Origin of the sequence: Streptomyces sp. NPDC059524 (assembly GCF_042749255.1) — a bacterium.
Taxonomy (GTDB): domain Bacteria; phylum Actinomycetota; class Actinomycetes; order Streptomycetales; family Streptomycetaceae; genus Streptomyces; species Streptomyces xanthii.
On record NZ_JBHYTK010000091.1, the window covers coordinates 15,832 to 32,056 of the forward strand.

The 16,225-nt window shown below is 72.7% G+C and carries 13 protein-coding genes; 5 read left to right on the top strand and 8 right to left on the bottom strand.

Going from position 1 to position 16,225, the window contains the following annotated elements:
• Window positions 1-20 precede the first annotated feature (20 nt).
• The 8 genes from ACFW9D_RS23905 to ACFW9D_RS23940 form a co-directional block, all read right to left on the bottom strand.
• Entirely contained in the window at window positions 21-1,220 is a 1,200-nt protein-coding gene (locus ACFW9D_RS23905; protein WP_384624537.1) for a glycosyltransferase, read from the bottom strand.
• The gene (locus ACFW9D_RS23910; RefSeq protein WP_384624539.1) at window positions 1,198-2,496 is read right to left on the bottom strand and encodes an MFS transporter; all 1,299 of its coding nucleotides are present in this window, start codon (window positions 2,494-2,496) and stop codon (window positions 1,198-1,200) included. Before ACFW9D_RS23910 ends, ACFW9D_RS23905 begins: the two co-directional genes overlap by 23 nt.
• Before the next feature lie 120 nt (window positions 2,497-2,616).
• Window positions 2,617-4,026 (bottom strand): aspartate aminotransferase family protein, encoded by a 1,410-nt coding sequence (locus tag ACFW9D_RS23915; RefSeq protein WP_384624541.1) that lies wholly within the window; start codon window positions 4,024-4,026, stop codon window positions 2,617-2,619.
• Complete coding sequence (locus tag ACFW9D_RS23920) at window positions 4,023-5,270, bottom strand: MFS transporter (protein WP_384624543.1); 1,248 nt, start codon at window positions 5,268-5,270, stop codon at window positions 4,023-4,025. The genes ACFW9D_RS23915 and ACFW9D_RS23920 overlap by 4 nt, the downstream gene beginning before the upstream one ends.
• Window positions 5,248-6,501, bottom strand: coding sequence for an acetyl-CoA carboxylase biotin carboxylase subunit family protein (locus ACFW9D_RS23925; protein WP_384624545.1), 1,254 nt, complete (start codon window positions 6,499-6,501; stop codon window positions 5,248-5,250). The genes ACFW9D_RS23920 and ACFW9D_RS23925 overlap by 23 nt, the downstream gene beginning before the upstream one ends.
• Window positions 6,494-7,753 (bottom strand): ATP-grasp domain-containing protein, encoded by a 1,260-nt coding sequence (locus ACFW9D_RS23930; RefSeq protein WP_384624547.1) that lies wholly within the window; start codon window positions 7,751-7,753, stop codon window positions 6,494-6,496. Before ACFW9D_RS23930 ends, ACFW9D_RS23925 begins: the two co-directional genes overlap by 8 nt.
• A complete protein-coding gene (locus ACFW9D_RS23935) occupies window positions 7,750-8,814 on the bottom strand; it encodes a pyridoxal-phosphate dependent enzyme (RefSeq protein WP_384624548.1) in 1,065 nt (354 codons plus the stop codon). Before ACFW9D_RS23935 ends, ACFW9D_RS23930 begins: the two co-directional genes overlap by 4 nt.
• Before the next feature lie 95 nt (window positions 8,815-8,909).
• Entirely contained in the window at window positions 8,910-10,049 is a 1,140-nt protein-coding gene (locus ACFW9D_RS23940) for a hypothetical protein (RefSeq protein WP_384624550.1), read from the bottom strand.
• Window positions 10,050-10,274: 225 nt separating this feature from the next.
• Between ACFW9D_RS23940 and ACFW9D_RS23945 the strand changes: the two genes are divergently transcribed.
• The 5 genes from ACFW9D_RS23945 to ACFW9D_RS23965 are packed head-to-tail and all read left to right on the top strand — an operon-like array spanning window position 10,275 to window position 15,955.
• Window positions 10,275-10,757: a cobalamin B12-binding domain-containing protein gene (locus ACFW9D_RS23945; RefSeq protein ID WP_188342021.1), complete on the top strand. Its 483-nt coding sequence runs from the start codon at window positions 10,275-10,277 to the stop codon at window positions 10,755-10,757.
• On the top strand, window positions 10,754-12,091 hold the full coding sequence (locus ACFW9D_RS23950; RefSeq protein ID WP_384624552.1) for a methylaspartate mutase: 1,338 nt from the start codon (window positions 10,754-10,756) through the stop codon (window positions 12,089-12,091). The genes ACFW9D_RS23945 and ACFW9D_RS23950 overlap by 4 nt, the downstream gene beginning before the upstream one ends.
• Window positions 12,088-14,052, top strand: a complete 1,965-nt coding sequence (locus ACFW9D_RS23955; RefSeq protein WP_384624555.1) for an FAD/NAD(P)-binding protein — start codon at window positions 12,088-12,090, stop codon at window positions 14,050-14,052. The genes ACFW9D_RS23950 and ACFW9D_RS23955 overlap by 4 nt, the downstream gene beginning before the upstream one ends.
• 14 nt (window positions 14,053-14,066) lie before the next feature.
• On the top strand, window positions 14,067-15,776 hold the full coding sequence (locus ACFW9D_RS23960) for an AMP-binding protein (RefSeq protein ID WP_384624557.1): 1,710 nt from the start codon (window positions 14,067-14,069) through the stop codon (window positions 15,774-15,776).
• Window positions 15,773-15,955, top strand: coding sequence for a (2Fe-2S)-binding protein (locus tag ACFW9D_RS23965; protein WP_384624560.1), 183 nt, complete (start codon window positions 15,773-15,775; stop codon window positions 15,953-15,955). Before ACFW9D_RS23960 ends, ACFW9D_RS23965 begins: the two co-directional genes overlap by 4 nt.
• The last annotated feature ends 270 nt before the right edge of the window (window positions 15,956-16,225 follow it).

The following is a 16,225-nucleotide window of genomic DNA, read 5'->3' on the forward strand; positions in this document are numbered from 1 at the left end:
TGGGCAGGGGAGCGGCGGGATCAGAGCGGGGCGGGCGCGAAGCGGTCCAGGCGGCCGATGGGCTGCTGCGGATCCCAGCTCAGCCAGGGGATGTGGGCGTTGACGAGTTCGCCGTCCTCGCGCAGGACGGCGGCCGGCGGATGGTTCATGTGCAGCAGCGGGTCCGCGTAGGTGTCGAAGGCGGCCGCGAAGTCCATCCGGTACGCGAAGTCGGTGTCCTCGCCGCCCCAGCCCTCGTACCGCTCGTCCATGCCGCCGATCTGCCGGAAGACCCCCGCCCGCACCCAGACGCAGGCCCCCGGAGGCCGGCGCACCACGAAGCCGCGCACGTCCTGCGGGTCGGCCTGGGCGGCACCGTCGAGGACGCGCCGGCGCACGGCGTGTGCGGTGGACTCCGCCGTCATGCCGAGCATGTCCCGGTAGGTGAGGTGTCCGCCGGTGCCGCGGCGGCGCAGGCGGTCCACGTTGCGGGCCACGAAGTCGCGGTCGGTGAGCACGTCGGCGTCCAGGATGCAGATCACCTCGGCCTGTGCACCGGTGTGCGTCACGCCGGCGTTGACCGCCCAGGACTTGTTGAACGTGTCCGGCTTGGGCGCGAAGAGGTAGTCGTCGGCGTACGGGGCGACGACCTCCCGCCAGCGCGGGTGCGCGTCGGACTCCACCACGGTGACCCGGAACCGGTCGCGGGGGAAGGACTGGTCGCCGAGCGAAAGGAGACAGGCGACCAGGTTGCGCGCGCGGACGCCGTCGGTGTCCCGGTCGCGGAAGGGGATCACGATGAGGACGGGGGCGTTCGGCGCGGCGGCGGGCGCGTGCCGTGGCCGCGTCGTGCGCAGTTCGTCGAGGGTGACCGGGCGTGCGGTGCCCGCGTGGTAGCGCTCGCCGAGGTGGTGTCCGAGGCGGTTGTCCCGCTCGGCCCGCCAGGCCGCGTCGAACAGGGCGGCCGTCGCGGGTGCGTGCGGGTCGGCCGCCCTGAGCGCGCCGACGAGGGTACGGTGGCGCGCCGGGTCCTCGGGTCGGTCGAGCAACTCCTGGGCGAGCGAGCGCAGTCGGGGCTCGGTGAGCCGGCGCGCGGCCTGCTCCACGTCCCGCAGCAGGGGGCGGTACTTCTCCCAGAAGAAGACGCAGCTGCGGCGGGATTCGGGGTCCGCGGCGACGACCAGACTGTCGGCCGCCGCGCGGGCGAGGACGAGGGGATCAGTGGGTCGGATGGCGGGCATCGCTGTCTCCGTTCATGACGTCTTCCTCGGGATGTGCGTCCTTCGTGGCGTGGTCGTGCGCAGGAGCCGCGAGGCCGGCCGCTTGTGGCGCGGCTCGTCCGGCGAAGGCGGTCATGAGGACCGCGGACAGCACGGCGAGCACGCTCACCAGGCCGAGGGCCGGGCGCAGCCCGATCGCTTCGGCGACGAACCCGATGAGCGGCGGCCCCATGAGCATGCCGATGCCGTTGATGCTGGAGACGTAGGTGAGGGACGGGCCGAACGCCGTTCCGCCGAGGGTGCCCGCGGTGGAGAAGACGACGGGCACGACCACGGACAGCCCGAGTCCCAGCACGGTGTACCCGATCAGGGCGAGGGTCGCGTCACCGGAGGCGAGCGCCAGGGCGAAGACCGTCCCGGCCGGTGCGGCGGCCCACACGACGGTGCGCAGCGCGCCCCATCGGGCCGTGAGGCCGTCCCCGGCCAGCCGGCCCACCGCCATGGCCACCGAGAACAGGGCGTAGCCGAGGGAGGCGAACCCGGTCGAGCGTCCCAGTTCCCCGTGCAGGTACAGGGCGCTCCAGTCCGCGGCGGCTCCTTCACCGGCGGCCGCGCACAGTCCCGTGAAGGCCAGCAGCGTGAGGGGGAAGCGGAGCCGGCGCGGCACCCGGACCCACGTACGGGGAACCGCCTGAGCGCGCGCCGGGCGGGCGGGGGAGGGCAGCAGGCGCGTTGTGGCGAGGGCGGCCAGGGCCCCGAGCACGACCGTCACCAGCGCGAAGTGGGCGCGGGGGCCGAGGCCGTGCGCCGCGGCCAGCCCGCCGGCGAGCGCACCGACGAGCCCGCCGGCGCTGAAGGAGGCGTGCAGCGACGACATGACCGGGCGTCCGCGCAGTCGCTCCAGTTCGACGCCGTGGGCGTTCATCCCGAGGTCGAGGAGCCCCATGCCCGCCCCGAACAGCAGGAGTGCGATCCCGAGCCCCGCCGCTCCGTCCACGAACGCCGGCGGGAGCAGCAGCAGGCAGGACAGCGCGGCTCCGGCCCGGGTGACGGGGACGGTTCCCGTCCGGGTGACCAGCTGGCCCGCGAGCTGTTTGGCGAGCAGCGCGCCCAGCGCGATGCCCAGCAGTGTCAGGCCGAGCACGCCGTTGCCCGCGCCGACCTGTTCCTTGACGGCGGGGACCCGGGAGGCCCAGGTGCCGAACAGGACGCCGTTGACGAAGAAGACCGCGGTGAGTCCGGCGCGGGCGGCGCGCAGCCGGGCGGGACTCGGAGGGGATGCTGGGGCGGGGACCATGTCGTGACTCCGGCGGTGAGAAAGGGCGGAGAGTGCGCAGCGGTACGAGTCTTGCCGGGCGGCACGGCGGGTACCTGGGACATGCAGGAAGCAGAGGGCACGGTGCAGCAACCTGAAACGTCAGGACGGTGAGGCGAGGGCCTCGGACAGGGCGGCGTGCAGGATGTCCGCCGCGATGCCGGCCTCGGCGGCGGTGCAGGTGAGCGGAGGCAGCAGACGCAGCACCGCGTCGTCCCGGCCGCCGAGTTCGATGACGAGGCCGCGGTGCAGCGCCGCCCGCTGTACCCGGCGCGCCAGTTCGGACTCGGGCCGGCCGGTGCCGGGGTCGGCGAGCTCGACACCGATCATCAGGCCGAGGCCTCGGACGTCGCTCACCCGGGGCGTGAGTGCGCGCAGCTCGGCCAGCCGGTCGAAGAGCTGGGCGGAGCGCTCGCGCACGTTGGCGAGCACCCCGTCCCGGCGGAACACCTTCAGGGTCGCGACGCCCGCGGCGAAGGCGGCCTGGTTGCCGCGGAAGGTGCCGCTGTGCGCGCCGGGCTGCCACACGTCGAGGCGCTCGTCGTAGAGGATCACCGCGGCGGGCAGTCCCAGTCCGCTGAGCGCTTTCGAGGCGACGACCACGTCGGGTTCGATCCCGTACTGCTCGAAGGCGAACCAGCTGCCGGTCCGTCCGCAGCCGGTCTGCACCTCGTCCACGATCAGCGGGATGTCCAGTTCCCGCGTCACGGCGCGCAGGCGCCGCACGAACTCGGGATCGGCGGGGATGACGCCGCCCTCGCCCTGGACGAGTTCGAGGACGACTGCCGCGGGCAGCGGTATGCCTCCGTTGGGGTCGGTGAGGGAACGCTCCAGCAGGCCTGCGCAGTTGACGGCGCAGGTGTCCCTGCGCAGACCGAGCGGGCAGCGGTGACAGTGCGCGTACGGGAAGAAGTGCACGCCCGGCATCCGGCCCCCGACACCGGCCTGTTGCGCGACCAGCCCGGTGACGGACAGAGTGGCGAGCGAGCTGCCGTGGAAGCCGCCCTGGAAGGTGACCACGTCCGTGCGCCCGGTGGCCGTCTTGCACAGTTTCAGCGCGGCCTCGACGGCGTTGGCTCCGGTCGGCCCGCAGAAGTGGATCTTGGTGTGGGTGCGCATCCGCTCGGGGAGCATCCCGAGCGTCAGCTCGGTGAACTCGTCCTTGACGGGGGTGGGGAAGTCCAGGCCGTGGACCAGCTCGTCCAGCTGGCGGTGGGCGGCGGCGAGGGGCTCGGGCGGGTTGTGCCCCAGCGGGAGGACGCCCGCTCCGCTGAGGAAGTCCAGGAACACGTTGCCGTCCAGGTCCTCCAGGAAGCTGCCTTGCGCCCGCCGGATCGCCAGGGGCAGGTGCCGGGGATAGGTACGGGCGTTGGACTCGCGCAGCTCCTGCCGGGCGAGGAGTTCGGCACTGCGGGGGCCGGGGAGCGGGCCGCGCACGGACGGCACCCGGTGGGCCGGCCGGTCGGCCGGCTCCGGGTAGGCGCAGGCGGGCAGGCGGGTGGGCACGTTCATGATCGGCTCCTTGCGGGGGAGGGTTCGGCGGCCTGGGAGGCGGGGAGTTCCGGGCCGCCGCGGGAACGGCGTCCGCGGGCGACGGCCGCGGCCAGGACCGTGACCGCGAGGGCCTGCGCGGCCGCGTAGAGCCAGAACTGACCGGCCCCGGCGCCGGAGTGGCCGGCGGCGTAGAGCTGGCCGCCGGCGATGCCGCTCAGCAGGGACCCGCCACCGAGCGCGAGACGCTGGCTGCCGACGGCGAGCGCGGGCCGGCCCGGCACGGCTTTGAGCGCCTCCAGTTCGTTCTTCAGGAAGAGCACGCCCTCGCCCACGCTGATCGCCACCGTGCCGAGCAGCACCGGGGCGATCCCGGGACGTGACAGCGCGAGGAACCCGGCGGCCAGCGCGGGGAAGGCGATCAGGACGGCCGTGGCGTACCGGACGCGGCCGATCCAGCGGGCCGCCGGGGGCTGGCCGAGGACCACCAGGACGCTGTTGAGGATCAGCGCCGCACTGTAGAGCGCCGTCGAGTGGGTCGTGGTGACGAAGACACCCAGGTAGTTCTGGAAGTACCAGTAGATGTACGCGGTCGCGAGGGCGATCAGCGCCGGAGCGGTCAGAAAGGCCCGCCCCCAGTCGCCGCCGCGGTCCTCCCGCGGCGCGCCGTGCGCCGCCGCGGGCAGCAGGAGCAGGTGAGCCAGTGTCATCGCCGCGAACATCACCGCGACCACGACGAACACGAGCAGCGGCCGGCGGGAGATCAGCAGCCCCGACACCAGCGTCCCCAGGGCCATGCCCGAACTCAGGGCGGAGTTGTTCACCGACAGCAGGACTGGGCGGTGCTCGTCGGACACCTCCGACACCAGGTACGCCTTGTTCGCGGGGGAGTACAGGGTGTCGCCCAGTGCCGTGATCAGTACGGCGGCGACGGCGAGGGGAGGACTGTCGAGGCCGGCCGCGAACAGGGCGAACCCAGCGGTCCGCACGGTCAGGCCCGTCACCATGGAGCGCTTGCAGCCGAGCCGTTCGGACACGAGCGCGCCGCCGAACGCCCCGGCGAACTGGAGGCAGGAGGTGACGCCGAGCAGCAGCCCGACCGGGCCCATGGCCATGCCGAGGCGTTCGTGCAGCAGGATCGCCAGGTACGGCAGGACCATGAAACTGCCCAGCGGCATGAGGAACGAGGTGACGAGCAGGAACCGCAGGGTCGCGGGAAGCCTCGTCACCTCGCCCCACAGCTCAGAACGACGGGTACCAGACATCGCCGTCCTCGTACTCCACCCAGTAGGTGCGGGAGATCTCCTTCTTCACGCGCTCGACGGCCGTGTGGTCCGGCACCCGCAGCCAGATGAGTCCGGGGCGCCCGGCGGCGTTGTCGACGACGGGGTGCGGCACCTGTCCCGGCCGCACCGAGATCTCGAAGTCGTCGACTCCCTCGATCCCGCGCAGCAGTTCGGGATCGGCGGTGCGCCGGACCCGTCTGCTCGGCGGCACCAGGGACAGACACAGCCCCGCCGCCGTGTACGGCGGCAGGTGCGGCGGGGTGACGGGGGCCGCGCCCGGCAGCAGACTGCGCAGGATCGTGGCGACCTCGTCGACGCCCGTGGCGTGCTCGATCATCCGGAAGATCCGCATACCGCCGATCCGGGGCTGCGACTCGATGATCACCGGGCGGCCGTCGGCGGCGACCTTCACCTCCGTGTGCGTCAGGCCCCAGTCGTGGCCGACCGCGTCGAGAAAGGCGAGGACGGTCCGGTGGATCTCCGGCAGCGGAGCGTCGTACGGGGGTGGCGGCGGCACGGCGATCTCCGTGATCGCCGGATTCGGGTGCGGGCACAGGACGCCGCAGGAGACGCCGGCGATGTGGTGCTCGCCGTCCACCGTGATGGTCTCGACGCTGTAGACCACGTCACCGGACACGAACTCCTCGGCCAGATAAGGGCCTTCGCGCCAGAAGGCGGAGTCCGCCACCGCCTCGGCCAGCTCGGCCTCGGTGAGGATCTGGCGGACGCCCACGCTGCCCGAGCCGGACACGGGTTTGACGATCAGCGGCACGCCGTGACGCCCGGCGAAGGCCCGCAGTTCCTCCGTGTTCGCCACCCGGGCCCAGGCCAGGGCCAGTTCGGGCCGGTCGGCCAGGGCGGCGCGCATGAGGTCCTTGTAGTGGGTGAGCGCCGCCGTGCGCAGGCTCAGCCCCCGGATGCCGAGCGCGTCGGCGACCACGGCCGAGCTCTCGGTGCCGAACTCTCCGAAGGAGACCGCGGCGTGGAGGGGGAGTTCCGTGTGGATGCGGCGGGCGGCGGCGAGCACGGCCGCGGTCCGGTCCGCCGGCATCTCCTCCACGAAGTGGCACCGTGCGAGGACCTCCCGGTCGCGGTCGGAGAACTCGTCGGTGCCGCCGATGAAGCTCACCTCGAACCCGAGCGCGAGCGCCGTCTCCAGCACCCCCGCCCAGCCGCTGAGCACCAGCAGGTGCGGTCGCCGCTCAGACATCCTCGTCGCCCTCCGTCCGGATGCGGAGCTCGCCCGCGGCGGACAGGGCGTTCTGCAGCGCCGTCTCGCTGGTGGCGCCCGTCGCCAGGAGTACCGCGACGCAGCCGTCCTGGTTCGTGACGGTGCGCACGCGGGTGCCGGGGGCCAGGCACGAGTGGAGCGTGGGCCCGCCCGGATGCGCGGCGAACGACTCCGTCCCGTCGCAGCCCAGATGAACGCCCGGGCGCGGCGGATAGAGCAGGATCTGGGCGACGCCGCGGCGCGGGACGAGCGGGGCGTCGAGCAGAGCGGGGCGACGGCGCAGCGCGAGGTCGACGAAGGCGGCGTACACGTTGATGTCGAAGGCCCGGGAGATCGCCTCCCCGACCAGGGCGCCGCCGAGACGGGGGTTGATCTCGACGACCTCGAAGCCGTCGTCCCCCATGATGAACTCGGTGTGGGCGAAGCCCTCGTCGTAGCCCACCGTCTTGAGGACCTGCTCGATCCACTGCTCGACCTCCACCCGCGCGCGCTCCGGCAGCTGTACGGGGAAGGCGAGGGCCTCCTCACGGAAGGCCGGCGGTGCGGACATGATCCGGCTGTTGAGGCCGATCACCCGGGTCCGGCCCTGCCAGGTGAGGGTCTCGACGCTGTAGAGCGGGCCGGGGAAGTAGGGCTCGGCGGCCGGTGTACCCCGCAGGGTGCGGCTCCGCATCTCGGCGAGGACGCCGGTGAGTTCGTCCGGGGTGCGGGCCAGCCACACATGCTCGCTCGACGTGCCGGAGCTGTCCTTGACGATCAGGGGCAGCCCGACCCGGGAGGCCAGGGTGGCGGCGTCGTCCGCGTTGGTCACGGTCGAGCCGGCCGAGCGGGACAGGCCGTGCTCGAAGAGGCGGCGGCGCAGCCGTGCCTTGTCCCGCACCAGCCGTACGGCCTCGGGCGCCTGCCCGGGCAGGCCGAGGCGCTCGCGGGCGGCCTGGGCGACCAGACTCCAGGTGTCGGTGGTGCTGAGCAGTCCGGCCAGGTCGCCGATGGCCTGGGCCGCCGCGACGACCTGCGCGGCGTCGTAGGTGTCGACGTCGTGCACGACGAGGTGCGGGCTGTCGGCGTCGATGCGGGCGAGCTCGTGCGCGTACTCGCCGCGGTCACCGGTCAGGAGATGCACGGTGAGCCCTGCCTGCGCGGCGGCGGCCACCAGTCGGCCCAGTCCGAACTGGAGCCATTCCAGGGCGATGAGATTCCGTCCCGGTGTCGCGGGGACCGAGATGCTCACAGCAGGACCTCCTCGTGCGGTGCCGGTGCGGGGACGGCCCCGGGGACGGGGACGTGTCCCTTGTGACGGACCGTGCCGGGCTGCCCCGCGCCGGCCGGCCGGAAGCCGCGGCGCCGCCAGTCCATCACCGACCAGGGGAAGGCGAGCTGGTCGAGGGAGTCGATGCGGCGCGGGGCCAGGGCGTGGATGTCCTGGCCGGCCTCGGGGCGGGCGTAGACGTTGTGCGCGTAGCGGTGACCGGTGTCGGCGGCGATGAACACGCAGGGGGTCTCCGGCGCGTGGGCGGCCTCCCAGGTGGCGGCCAGGTAGTTGCAGCCCGAGGACATGCCGGCGTAGACGGCGTGCCGGCGCAGGAGCGCGGTGGTGGCGGCCGCCGCGCTGTCGAACCCGATCCAGTGCACCCGGTCGTAGAGCTCGTAGCGCACGTTGCGCATGACGATGGGGCTGCCGATCCCGGCGATGCTGGCGACCGGGTCCTCGACGGGGTCACTGCCGAAGGTGACGCTCTCGAAGGGCTGGACCCCCACCAGCGACACGTCGACGCCCGCCGCGCGCAGGTAGCTGGTCAGTCCGCCGGTGGAGGCACCGGTACCGACGCCGCCGACCAAGGTGAGCGGGCCGTCCCCGAACTCCTTGCGCAGCAGGTCGGCGCCGGCCCGGTAGCCCAGGTAGTGCACGTCGTCGTGGTACTGCTGCATCCAGTGGACGTCGTCCTCGGTGTCGAGGATCTCGGCGACCCGGTCGAGACGCGCCCGCTGGTCCATCTTGTCGACGAGCGGCCCCGGCGGTATCTCGACCTGGTCGACCTGGGCGCCCAGCATCTCGAACTGGCGGCGCATCGTGTCGTCGAGTTTGGTGGAGCAGACGATGCGGCACTTCATTCCGTACTTGTGGCAGGCCAGGGCCAGCGAATGGCCGTAGGTGCCGCTCGAGCTGTCCATGAGGGTGTCGCCCGGCCGGACGATTCCGTCCGCGAGGAGGCGTTTCACCGCTTCGAGTGCTGAATACAACTTCATCATCTCGAAACGCAATACATAGAGATTGCGGTCCAGTCGGATCACGTCAGGCTGTTTCATCGCATCGGAGATGTGGTCGAACACGACATCGTCCCGTTCTGTGATTCGGCGGCTCGTCCGCGAGCGCCGGAAGAACCCGGTCAGGCGGCCGCGGAGACCCGCTCGACGGCGGCGATTCCGAAGGTGCGGTGGGCGGTGCGCGTGACAAGGAAGTCGATGTCCTCGTCGCCGAGGCCGTGCGCCTTGGCGTTGGCGATGTGCCGCACCAGGGGGTGGGAGCCGGCGGCGACGACACCGTTCTCCTCGTACCAGAGGGCGTTGTCGGCCGTGTGGTGCAGGGCCCGGCCGCCGAGCCGCGCGGAGTCGCAGCGGTCGGTCATGATCATGGCGTTGCGGGGGCCCATGAGCTGGACGGCGCGGGTGGCGAGCGCCAGGTCCACGTGCTCGCCGTCGAAGTTGATGCAGGCCGAGATCCGGCCGGCGACCGCCTGCTTGATGATCGCACCGGGCACCGGCCCGGCCATCTCGCTGATGTTGTCCAGTGTCCAGTTGGGCAGGTCGTACGAGGCGATGACCTCGTCGCGCTGGGCGCGGGCCCGGTCGGTGCGGAAGGCGTGCCGGATGTTGAGCGGCATGTCGTTGAAGAGGTGGTCCGTGGTCACGCGCACGCCGGTGCCGTTCCACTCCGAGCGGTGCGCGGTCTCCACTATGGCGTCGACGGTGGCCGCACTGCGGGCCGGATCGTCGCGGGTGAAGTGCCCGAGGGCAGGGCGGACCCCGTGGGCCAGCAGGGTGGGCACGATCCACTCGAAGTCGCTCTCCCGCAGGTGCGGGTCGTCCTGGAGCACCGACTCGGGCGAGTAGGCGTCCGGCGAGACCACCGTGTACACGAGGCCGTGGTCGCCGAGCTCGGCGAGCCGCTCCCACTCCGGCCGGCTCGGCGCCCACACGGTGGACTGCGGGGTGCCGCCGCGGTGCGAGAGCAGCGGCCCCTCGAGCGCGATCCCGGGGATGTGCGAGAGCAGGCCGTCCGCGCGCTTGGCGGCGTACAGCCGCATGAACGCCTCGAACTCCCCGAGCCGGTCGCGGTGCAGATACATCGTGGGCAGCGCCAGCACGCCCTCGCCCGCGCACCACTGGTCGAGCCGGTCGAGGTCGACGCGCGTGAAGTCGGAGAAGTCGACGTCGCCGAAGCCGTGGCAGTGCACTTCGACGGGGCGCATTCCGCGCGCGTCGAGCGGGAAAGGGGCCGGGCCCTGGGAGACGGGGATGGAATTCATCGAGGGCTCCTTGTGTATTTCCAGGGAAAGCAACCGGTTATCGACGGCTGTTGTCCGTCGTGGCGGTCGCGGAACTTCCTCGAGTCTGTGGTGGCCGTGCGCCGGGTCGCCAGAGGGAAAGGCGAGCACCTACCTGCATTGCAGGAACATGAGGGCGCGGTGGGAACCCGGTCCTGCCTAGGCTCGGCGCGTCGGAAATGCCCATTCCCGATCAGGGAGCGCCTCATGAAACCTTGTGGAACCGGTCCTGAACACGGAATTCCCATACCTGGCGGCAGGCGCCGCGTCCTGCTCTCCAGCGTCTCCTCCGACGCGCACACCTGGAATCTGATCTACCTTCAGCTGCTGCTGGAGGAGCGCGGGCACGAGGTGCACAACCTCGGTCCCTGCGTGCCCGACGAGCTGCTCCTGTCCACGTGCCGGCGGCTCGCGCCCGATCTCGTCGTCATCAGCACGGTCAACGGCCACGGGGCGGCGGACGGCGGGCGTTTGATCCGCGGTCTGCGGGCTCAGCGGGACCTGGAGCGGCTGCCGGTCGTCATCGGGGGCACGATCGGCACGCGGGCCGCGGCGCCGGGCACCTACGCCCCCGCCCTGCTCGGCGCCGGATTCGACGCCGTGTTCGAGAACGGCGACGGACTGCGCGACTTCTGCCGCTTCGTCGACACCGTGCCGGCCCGCCGGCTGACGGGGGCGGGCAGCCGGTGACCGGTGCGGGAACGACACCCGGACCCGGCCGGGGCCCGTCCTTCGGCCAGGTCGTGGCCGAGGCGGCCCGCGCCGGCGAGCTGGTGGTCCAGCCGCGGATGGGGCTCGCGACGCCCGCCGCCATGCGGTCCGGGCTCGTCGCCGTCCACGGCGCGCGGGCCCGCACGGTGGGCACCCTCACCCTGGACAGTTACACCCGGGTCGGCGATCTGGACGAAGCACGCCGTGCGGTGCGCACCGGCGAGGAGCTGAACGGCTACCCGATCCTCGCCCACCACGCCGACACCACCCGCCGACTGCGCCACGGACTCGGCGACTTCGCCGTCCAGGTCCGCCACGGCTCGGCCCTCCCCCTCGACATCATCACCGGGCTGCTCGACGCGGGGCTCGACGCCACCGAGGGCGGGCCCGTCTCCTACTGCCTGCCGTACGGCCGCACGCCTCTGAGCCGGTCCGTGGAGCAATGGGCCAGGGCCTGCGAACGGCTGGCCGACGGCTCGCCCACCGCGCACCTCGAGACCTTCGGCGGCTGTCTGCTCGGCCAGTTGTGCCCGCCGTCGCTCCTGGTGGCGCTGTCGGTGCTGGAGGGCATGTTCTTCCGGCAGCACGGGCTGAGGGACATCTCGCTCAGCTACGCGCAGCAGACCGACTTCGCCCAGGACGCCGCGGCCGTCGCCGCGCTGCGCCGACTCGCGGACGAACACCTCGGCGACGTCCGCCACCACATCGTGCTCTACACCTACATGGGCGTCTTCCCGCGCACGGAGGAGGGAGCGCTGGCACTGCTGCGCGACAGCGCACGACTCGCGGTGCGCACCGGCGCCGAGCGGCTGCTGGTCAAGACGCCCGCGGAGGCCCACCGCATCCCGACGGTGCGGGACAACGTGCGCTCGCTCGAGGAAGCCGCGAGGGCGGCCCGCCAGGCCCGCGCCGAGGGCCTCCATCTGCTCGGCCCCGCGCCCGACGACGGGGTGCTCGAGGAGGCCCGCGCGCTGGTGGAGGCGGTGCTCGAACTCGGCACCGACCTGGGCCGGGCGCTCGCCGACGCCTTCGCCCGCGGCCTGCTCGACGTCCCGTACTGCCTGCACGCGGACAACGCGCAGCGGGCGCGCGCCGTGCTCGGCGACGACGGCCGGCTGCACTGGCAGGCCACCGGTGCCATGCCGATCCGCCCCTCGGCCACCGCCGGGCGAGCGCGACCGCGCGCCGACGGCCTGCTCGGGATGCTCGCGCACGTGCAGACCGTGTACGACAGCGAGGCCCTGGACTGGACCCGCGACGACGCCACCGGCTCGGAACTGCTCCCCCCACCTGACGCAAGGAGTGCGCTGTGAACACACCCGAGACACGGTCGCCGGCCCCCCACACCATCGTGGTCGTCGGCACCGGGCCCCGCGGACTGTCGGTCCTGGAGCGGCTCGCCGTGCGCCTGCGCGAGGCGGACGACCGTCGCCCCGTCACCATCTACGCCGTGGACGCCGTGGAGGTCGGCGCCGGACGCATCTGGCGCACGGACCAGGACTCCTGGTTCGCGATGAACACGGTGATCGGCCAGGTCACCATGTTCTCCGGCGGACCCGACGGCGGCCGCCCGCGCCCCGGCGCGGGGCCCTCACTGGGGGAGTGGCTGCACGAGTACGCCCCGCAGCGCGCGCGAGAGGGCGACGGACACGGGCCGCACGACTTCGCCTCACGCCTCGAATACGGCCGGTATCTGCGGTTCGTGTACCGCACCCTCACCGATGAACTGCCGCCCCACGTACGCCTCATACCGGTACAGGGCCGGGTCACCTCCGTCCGGCCCGCCCAGGACGGACGCTACCGGGTGACGATCGACGAGCGGCGTTCCTGGGACGCCGACCGGGTGGTGTTCGCCACCGGGCATCCGGACAACGAGCCCGATGCGTTCGACCGCGCCATGACCGAGTTCGCCGAGGGCCGCCCGGGGCTGCACTACGTCCCCGGCGACTCCGCTGCCGACATGGACCTGTCCGAAGAGGCGATCCCCGCCGGCACAACGGTCGCCGTGCGCGGCATGGGCCTGTCCTTCTACGACGTCCTCATGTCGCTGACCGAGGGGCGCGGCGGCCGGTTCGTCCGCGACGCCGGGGGACGGCTGCGCTACGAGCCGTCCGGACGCGAACCGCGGATCGTGGCCGGCTCACGCAGCGGCCTGCCCATCCCGGCCCGCGGCCGCAGCCAGAAGGCGCCCAACTACGTGCACCGCGGCGCCTTCCTCACCGACGAAGCCGTCGACGCCGCCCGCACCCGGCGCAGGAAGACCGGCGGCAGCGGCCGGCTGGACTTCGTGGCAGACCTCCTGCCCCTCGTGCTGCACGAGATCCGGCACGTCTACTACACCGGCCACACGCGAGCCCGGCACGGCGACCGGGCCGCCGAGAACTTCGCCGCCCGCTACGTGCGCGAGATCGACGCCGGCGGTGACGGCGCCCACGCCGTCGCCGAAGCCGGCCTGGACGACACACCCCGACTGGACCCGTGGCGGCTGGCCCGGCCCTTCACCGGCGAGCACTTCGACAGCCAGGAACAATGGCGCGCCCGCCTGACCGAGGTCCTGCGCCAGGACCTCGGCGAAGCCGCCCTGGGCACGGTCGACGGACCGCTGAAGGCCGCCCTCGACACCCTGCGCGACCTGCGCGGAGTCCTGCGCTCCGCAGTGGACTACGGAGGGCTCCTTCCCGACTCCTACGACCGGGACTTCCGCCGCGGCTACGTACCGGTCAACGCCCTGCTCTCCGCCGGTCCGCCCATGCTCCGCACCGAGCAACTGCTCGTCCTGATGGACCACGGCATCGCCGAAGTCGCGGGCCCGGACACGCGGTTCGGGACCGACGCGGCGGCGGGCCGATTCACCGTGCACTCCCCTCACGTGCCCGGCTCCCCGCGCCACGCGCAGGCGCTCGTCGACGCCCGGATCCCGGCTCCCGACCTGACCCGCGACCGCTCGCCGCTCATCAGGCAGCTGCTCCGCGACGGTCTGGTGCGGGAGTTCGTCAACCGGGACCCGGCCACCGGCGAGGAGTTCGCCACCGGAGGCATGGACATCGAACGCGACTCCTTCCGCGTCATCGACGCGACAGGCCGCGCCCACCACGGGCTGTACGCCCTGGGCGTTCCCACCGAGCACGTGCGCTGGTTCACCCAGATCGGCAACGGACGCCCGGGCCTCAACACCGAGTTCCGCAAGGTGGCCGACGCCGTGGCCGCCGAGCTGCTGCCGGCCGCCACCGCACGCGACACCCGCGCGCTCGCGCCCGTCGCAGCCCGAGCATGAGAGGACGAAGGAACATGCCCCGAGACGAGACCGCCGCGACCCGCGCCTTCCGCGCGGCACGCGACGTACTCCTCGAACACCGCGAGGACCTCGACGCCGCCCGCCGGGCCTTCACCTGGCCGCGCCCGGAACACTTCAACTGGGCCCTGGACTGGTTCGACGTCCTGGCCGACGGCAACACGGACCCCGCCCTGCGCATCCTGGGAGAGGCCCCCGACGGCACGGCCGACACCGAGGTCACCTACGCGCAGATCTCGCGCCGCTCGGACCAGGTCGCCGTCTGGCTACGGGCCCTCGGCGTGCACCGGGGCGATCACGTCCTGGTCGTGCTGCACAACCGGGTCGAGATGTGGGAGACCCTGCTCGCCGTCATGAAACTCGGAGCGGTCGTCGTCCCCACGTACACGACGACCACGGCGGGCGAACTCGCCGACCGGATCGAGCGCGCGGACATCCGGCACGTGATCGCCGAGGCGGAGACCGTGCCCCGGTTCGCCGGGATCGGCGGGACCTGGACCCGGGTCGTGGCCGGCGGCACGGCCCCGGGCTGGCTGTCCTTCGACGCCTCCCACCAGGCCGGAGACGACTTCCGGCCGGACGCGCCCACCCGCGCCGACGCCCCGCTCTTCCGCTACTTCACCTCCGGCACCACCTCCCGCCCCAAGATGGTGGAACACACCCACCTCAGCTATCCGGTGGGCCACCTCTCCGGCCTGTACTGGAACGGCGTGCGCCCCGGCGACCGGCACCTCAACGTGTCGGCACCCGGCTGGGCCAAGCACGCCTGGAGCTCCTTCTTCGTCCCCTGGACCGCAGGCGCCACGGTGCTCGCTCTGGCCACCCCGCGCCCCGGCCCCCGGGACGTCCTGACCGCCCTGCGCACGCGGAACGTCACGACGGTGTGCGCACCGCCCACCGTCTGGCGCGGCATGGTCCAGGAGGGGTTGGGAGCGCGCCCACCCGCACTCAGGGAGGCGACCGCCGTCGGGGAATCCCTCGAACCCGCCCTGTTCCACACCGTCCACGAGGCATGGCAGCTCCAGGTCCGGGACGGGTTCGGGCAGACCGAGACCACCGCGCAGATCGGCAACCCCCCGGGCCGCCGGGTGGAACCGGGCCGGATGGGCTGGGCGCTGCCCGGCTACGACCTGCGCGTCCTCGACCGGGAGACCGGCCACGAGGTACCCGACGGAACCCCCGGCGAACTGTGCGTCCGGCTCTCACCGGCGCCCGCCGGAATGATGACCGGATACGCCGGCGACACCACGAGAACGGACCAAGCCTTCCGCGACGGCCACTACCACACCGGCGATCTGGTGCTGCGGCACCCGGACGGCTCCTACGCCTACGTGGGGCGCACGGACGACATGTTCAAGTCCTTCGACGTCCGCATCTCCCCGCTGGAACTCGAACGCGCCTTGCTGCGCAGCGCCGCCGTGGCCCAGGCCGCGGTGGTACCGGTCCCGCACCCGGTCGGCCTGTGGCAGGCCAAGGCGTACGTCGTTCCCGCGCGCGGGCACCACCCGGGAGCGGAGACGGCACGGGCCGTCTTCGCCGAGGTGACCCGCGCGTTGCCGACCGAGAAGTGGGTCAGGCTACTGGAGTTCACGACGGACCTCCCCCTCACCGCCTCAGGCAAGATCCGCCGGGCGGAGCTGCGCTCCCGGCCGCGCGGCGGCGCCACCGTCCATGAGTGCCCCGTCACGGAAGGGGCGCCGCGGTGAGCGGGGACCCGCTGCTCTGCCTGTGCGCCCGAGTCCCCGAGTCGGAGGTGGTGGCCGCGGTCAGGGCCGGGGCCACCGACGTGACATCGGTCGGCGACGCCACGGACGCGGGCACGGGTTGCGGCGACTGTCTTGTCGACATCGAGGACCTCTTGGCCGAACGAGCCTCCGCGGCATGACCTGCGTCTGGACGCTGCCGAACGGTGCGGGAACGGGTTCGAGGGCGTTGACGCCTCGGTTGTTCGGGTTGCGGGGAGCGTTGTATTACGGGCGTGTGCTCGGGCGGGATTGAGGCGCCGTTCTTCGAAGGCCGAGCTTCGGGGAGTTGAGGTTGGAGGGGTTGGGCTTGGGGGAGTTGAGCTTCGAGGGTCGAACTTCGGGATTCGGGTTTCGAGCTGTGTTTGTGGGGAATGGGTGGATGGGTTCTTTTCCCACCCACCCACCCACCC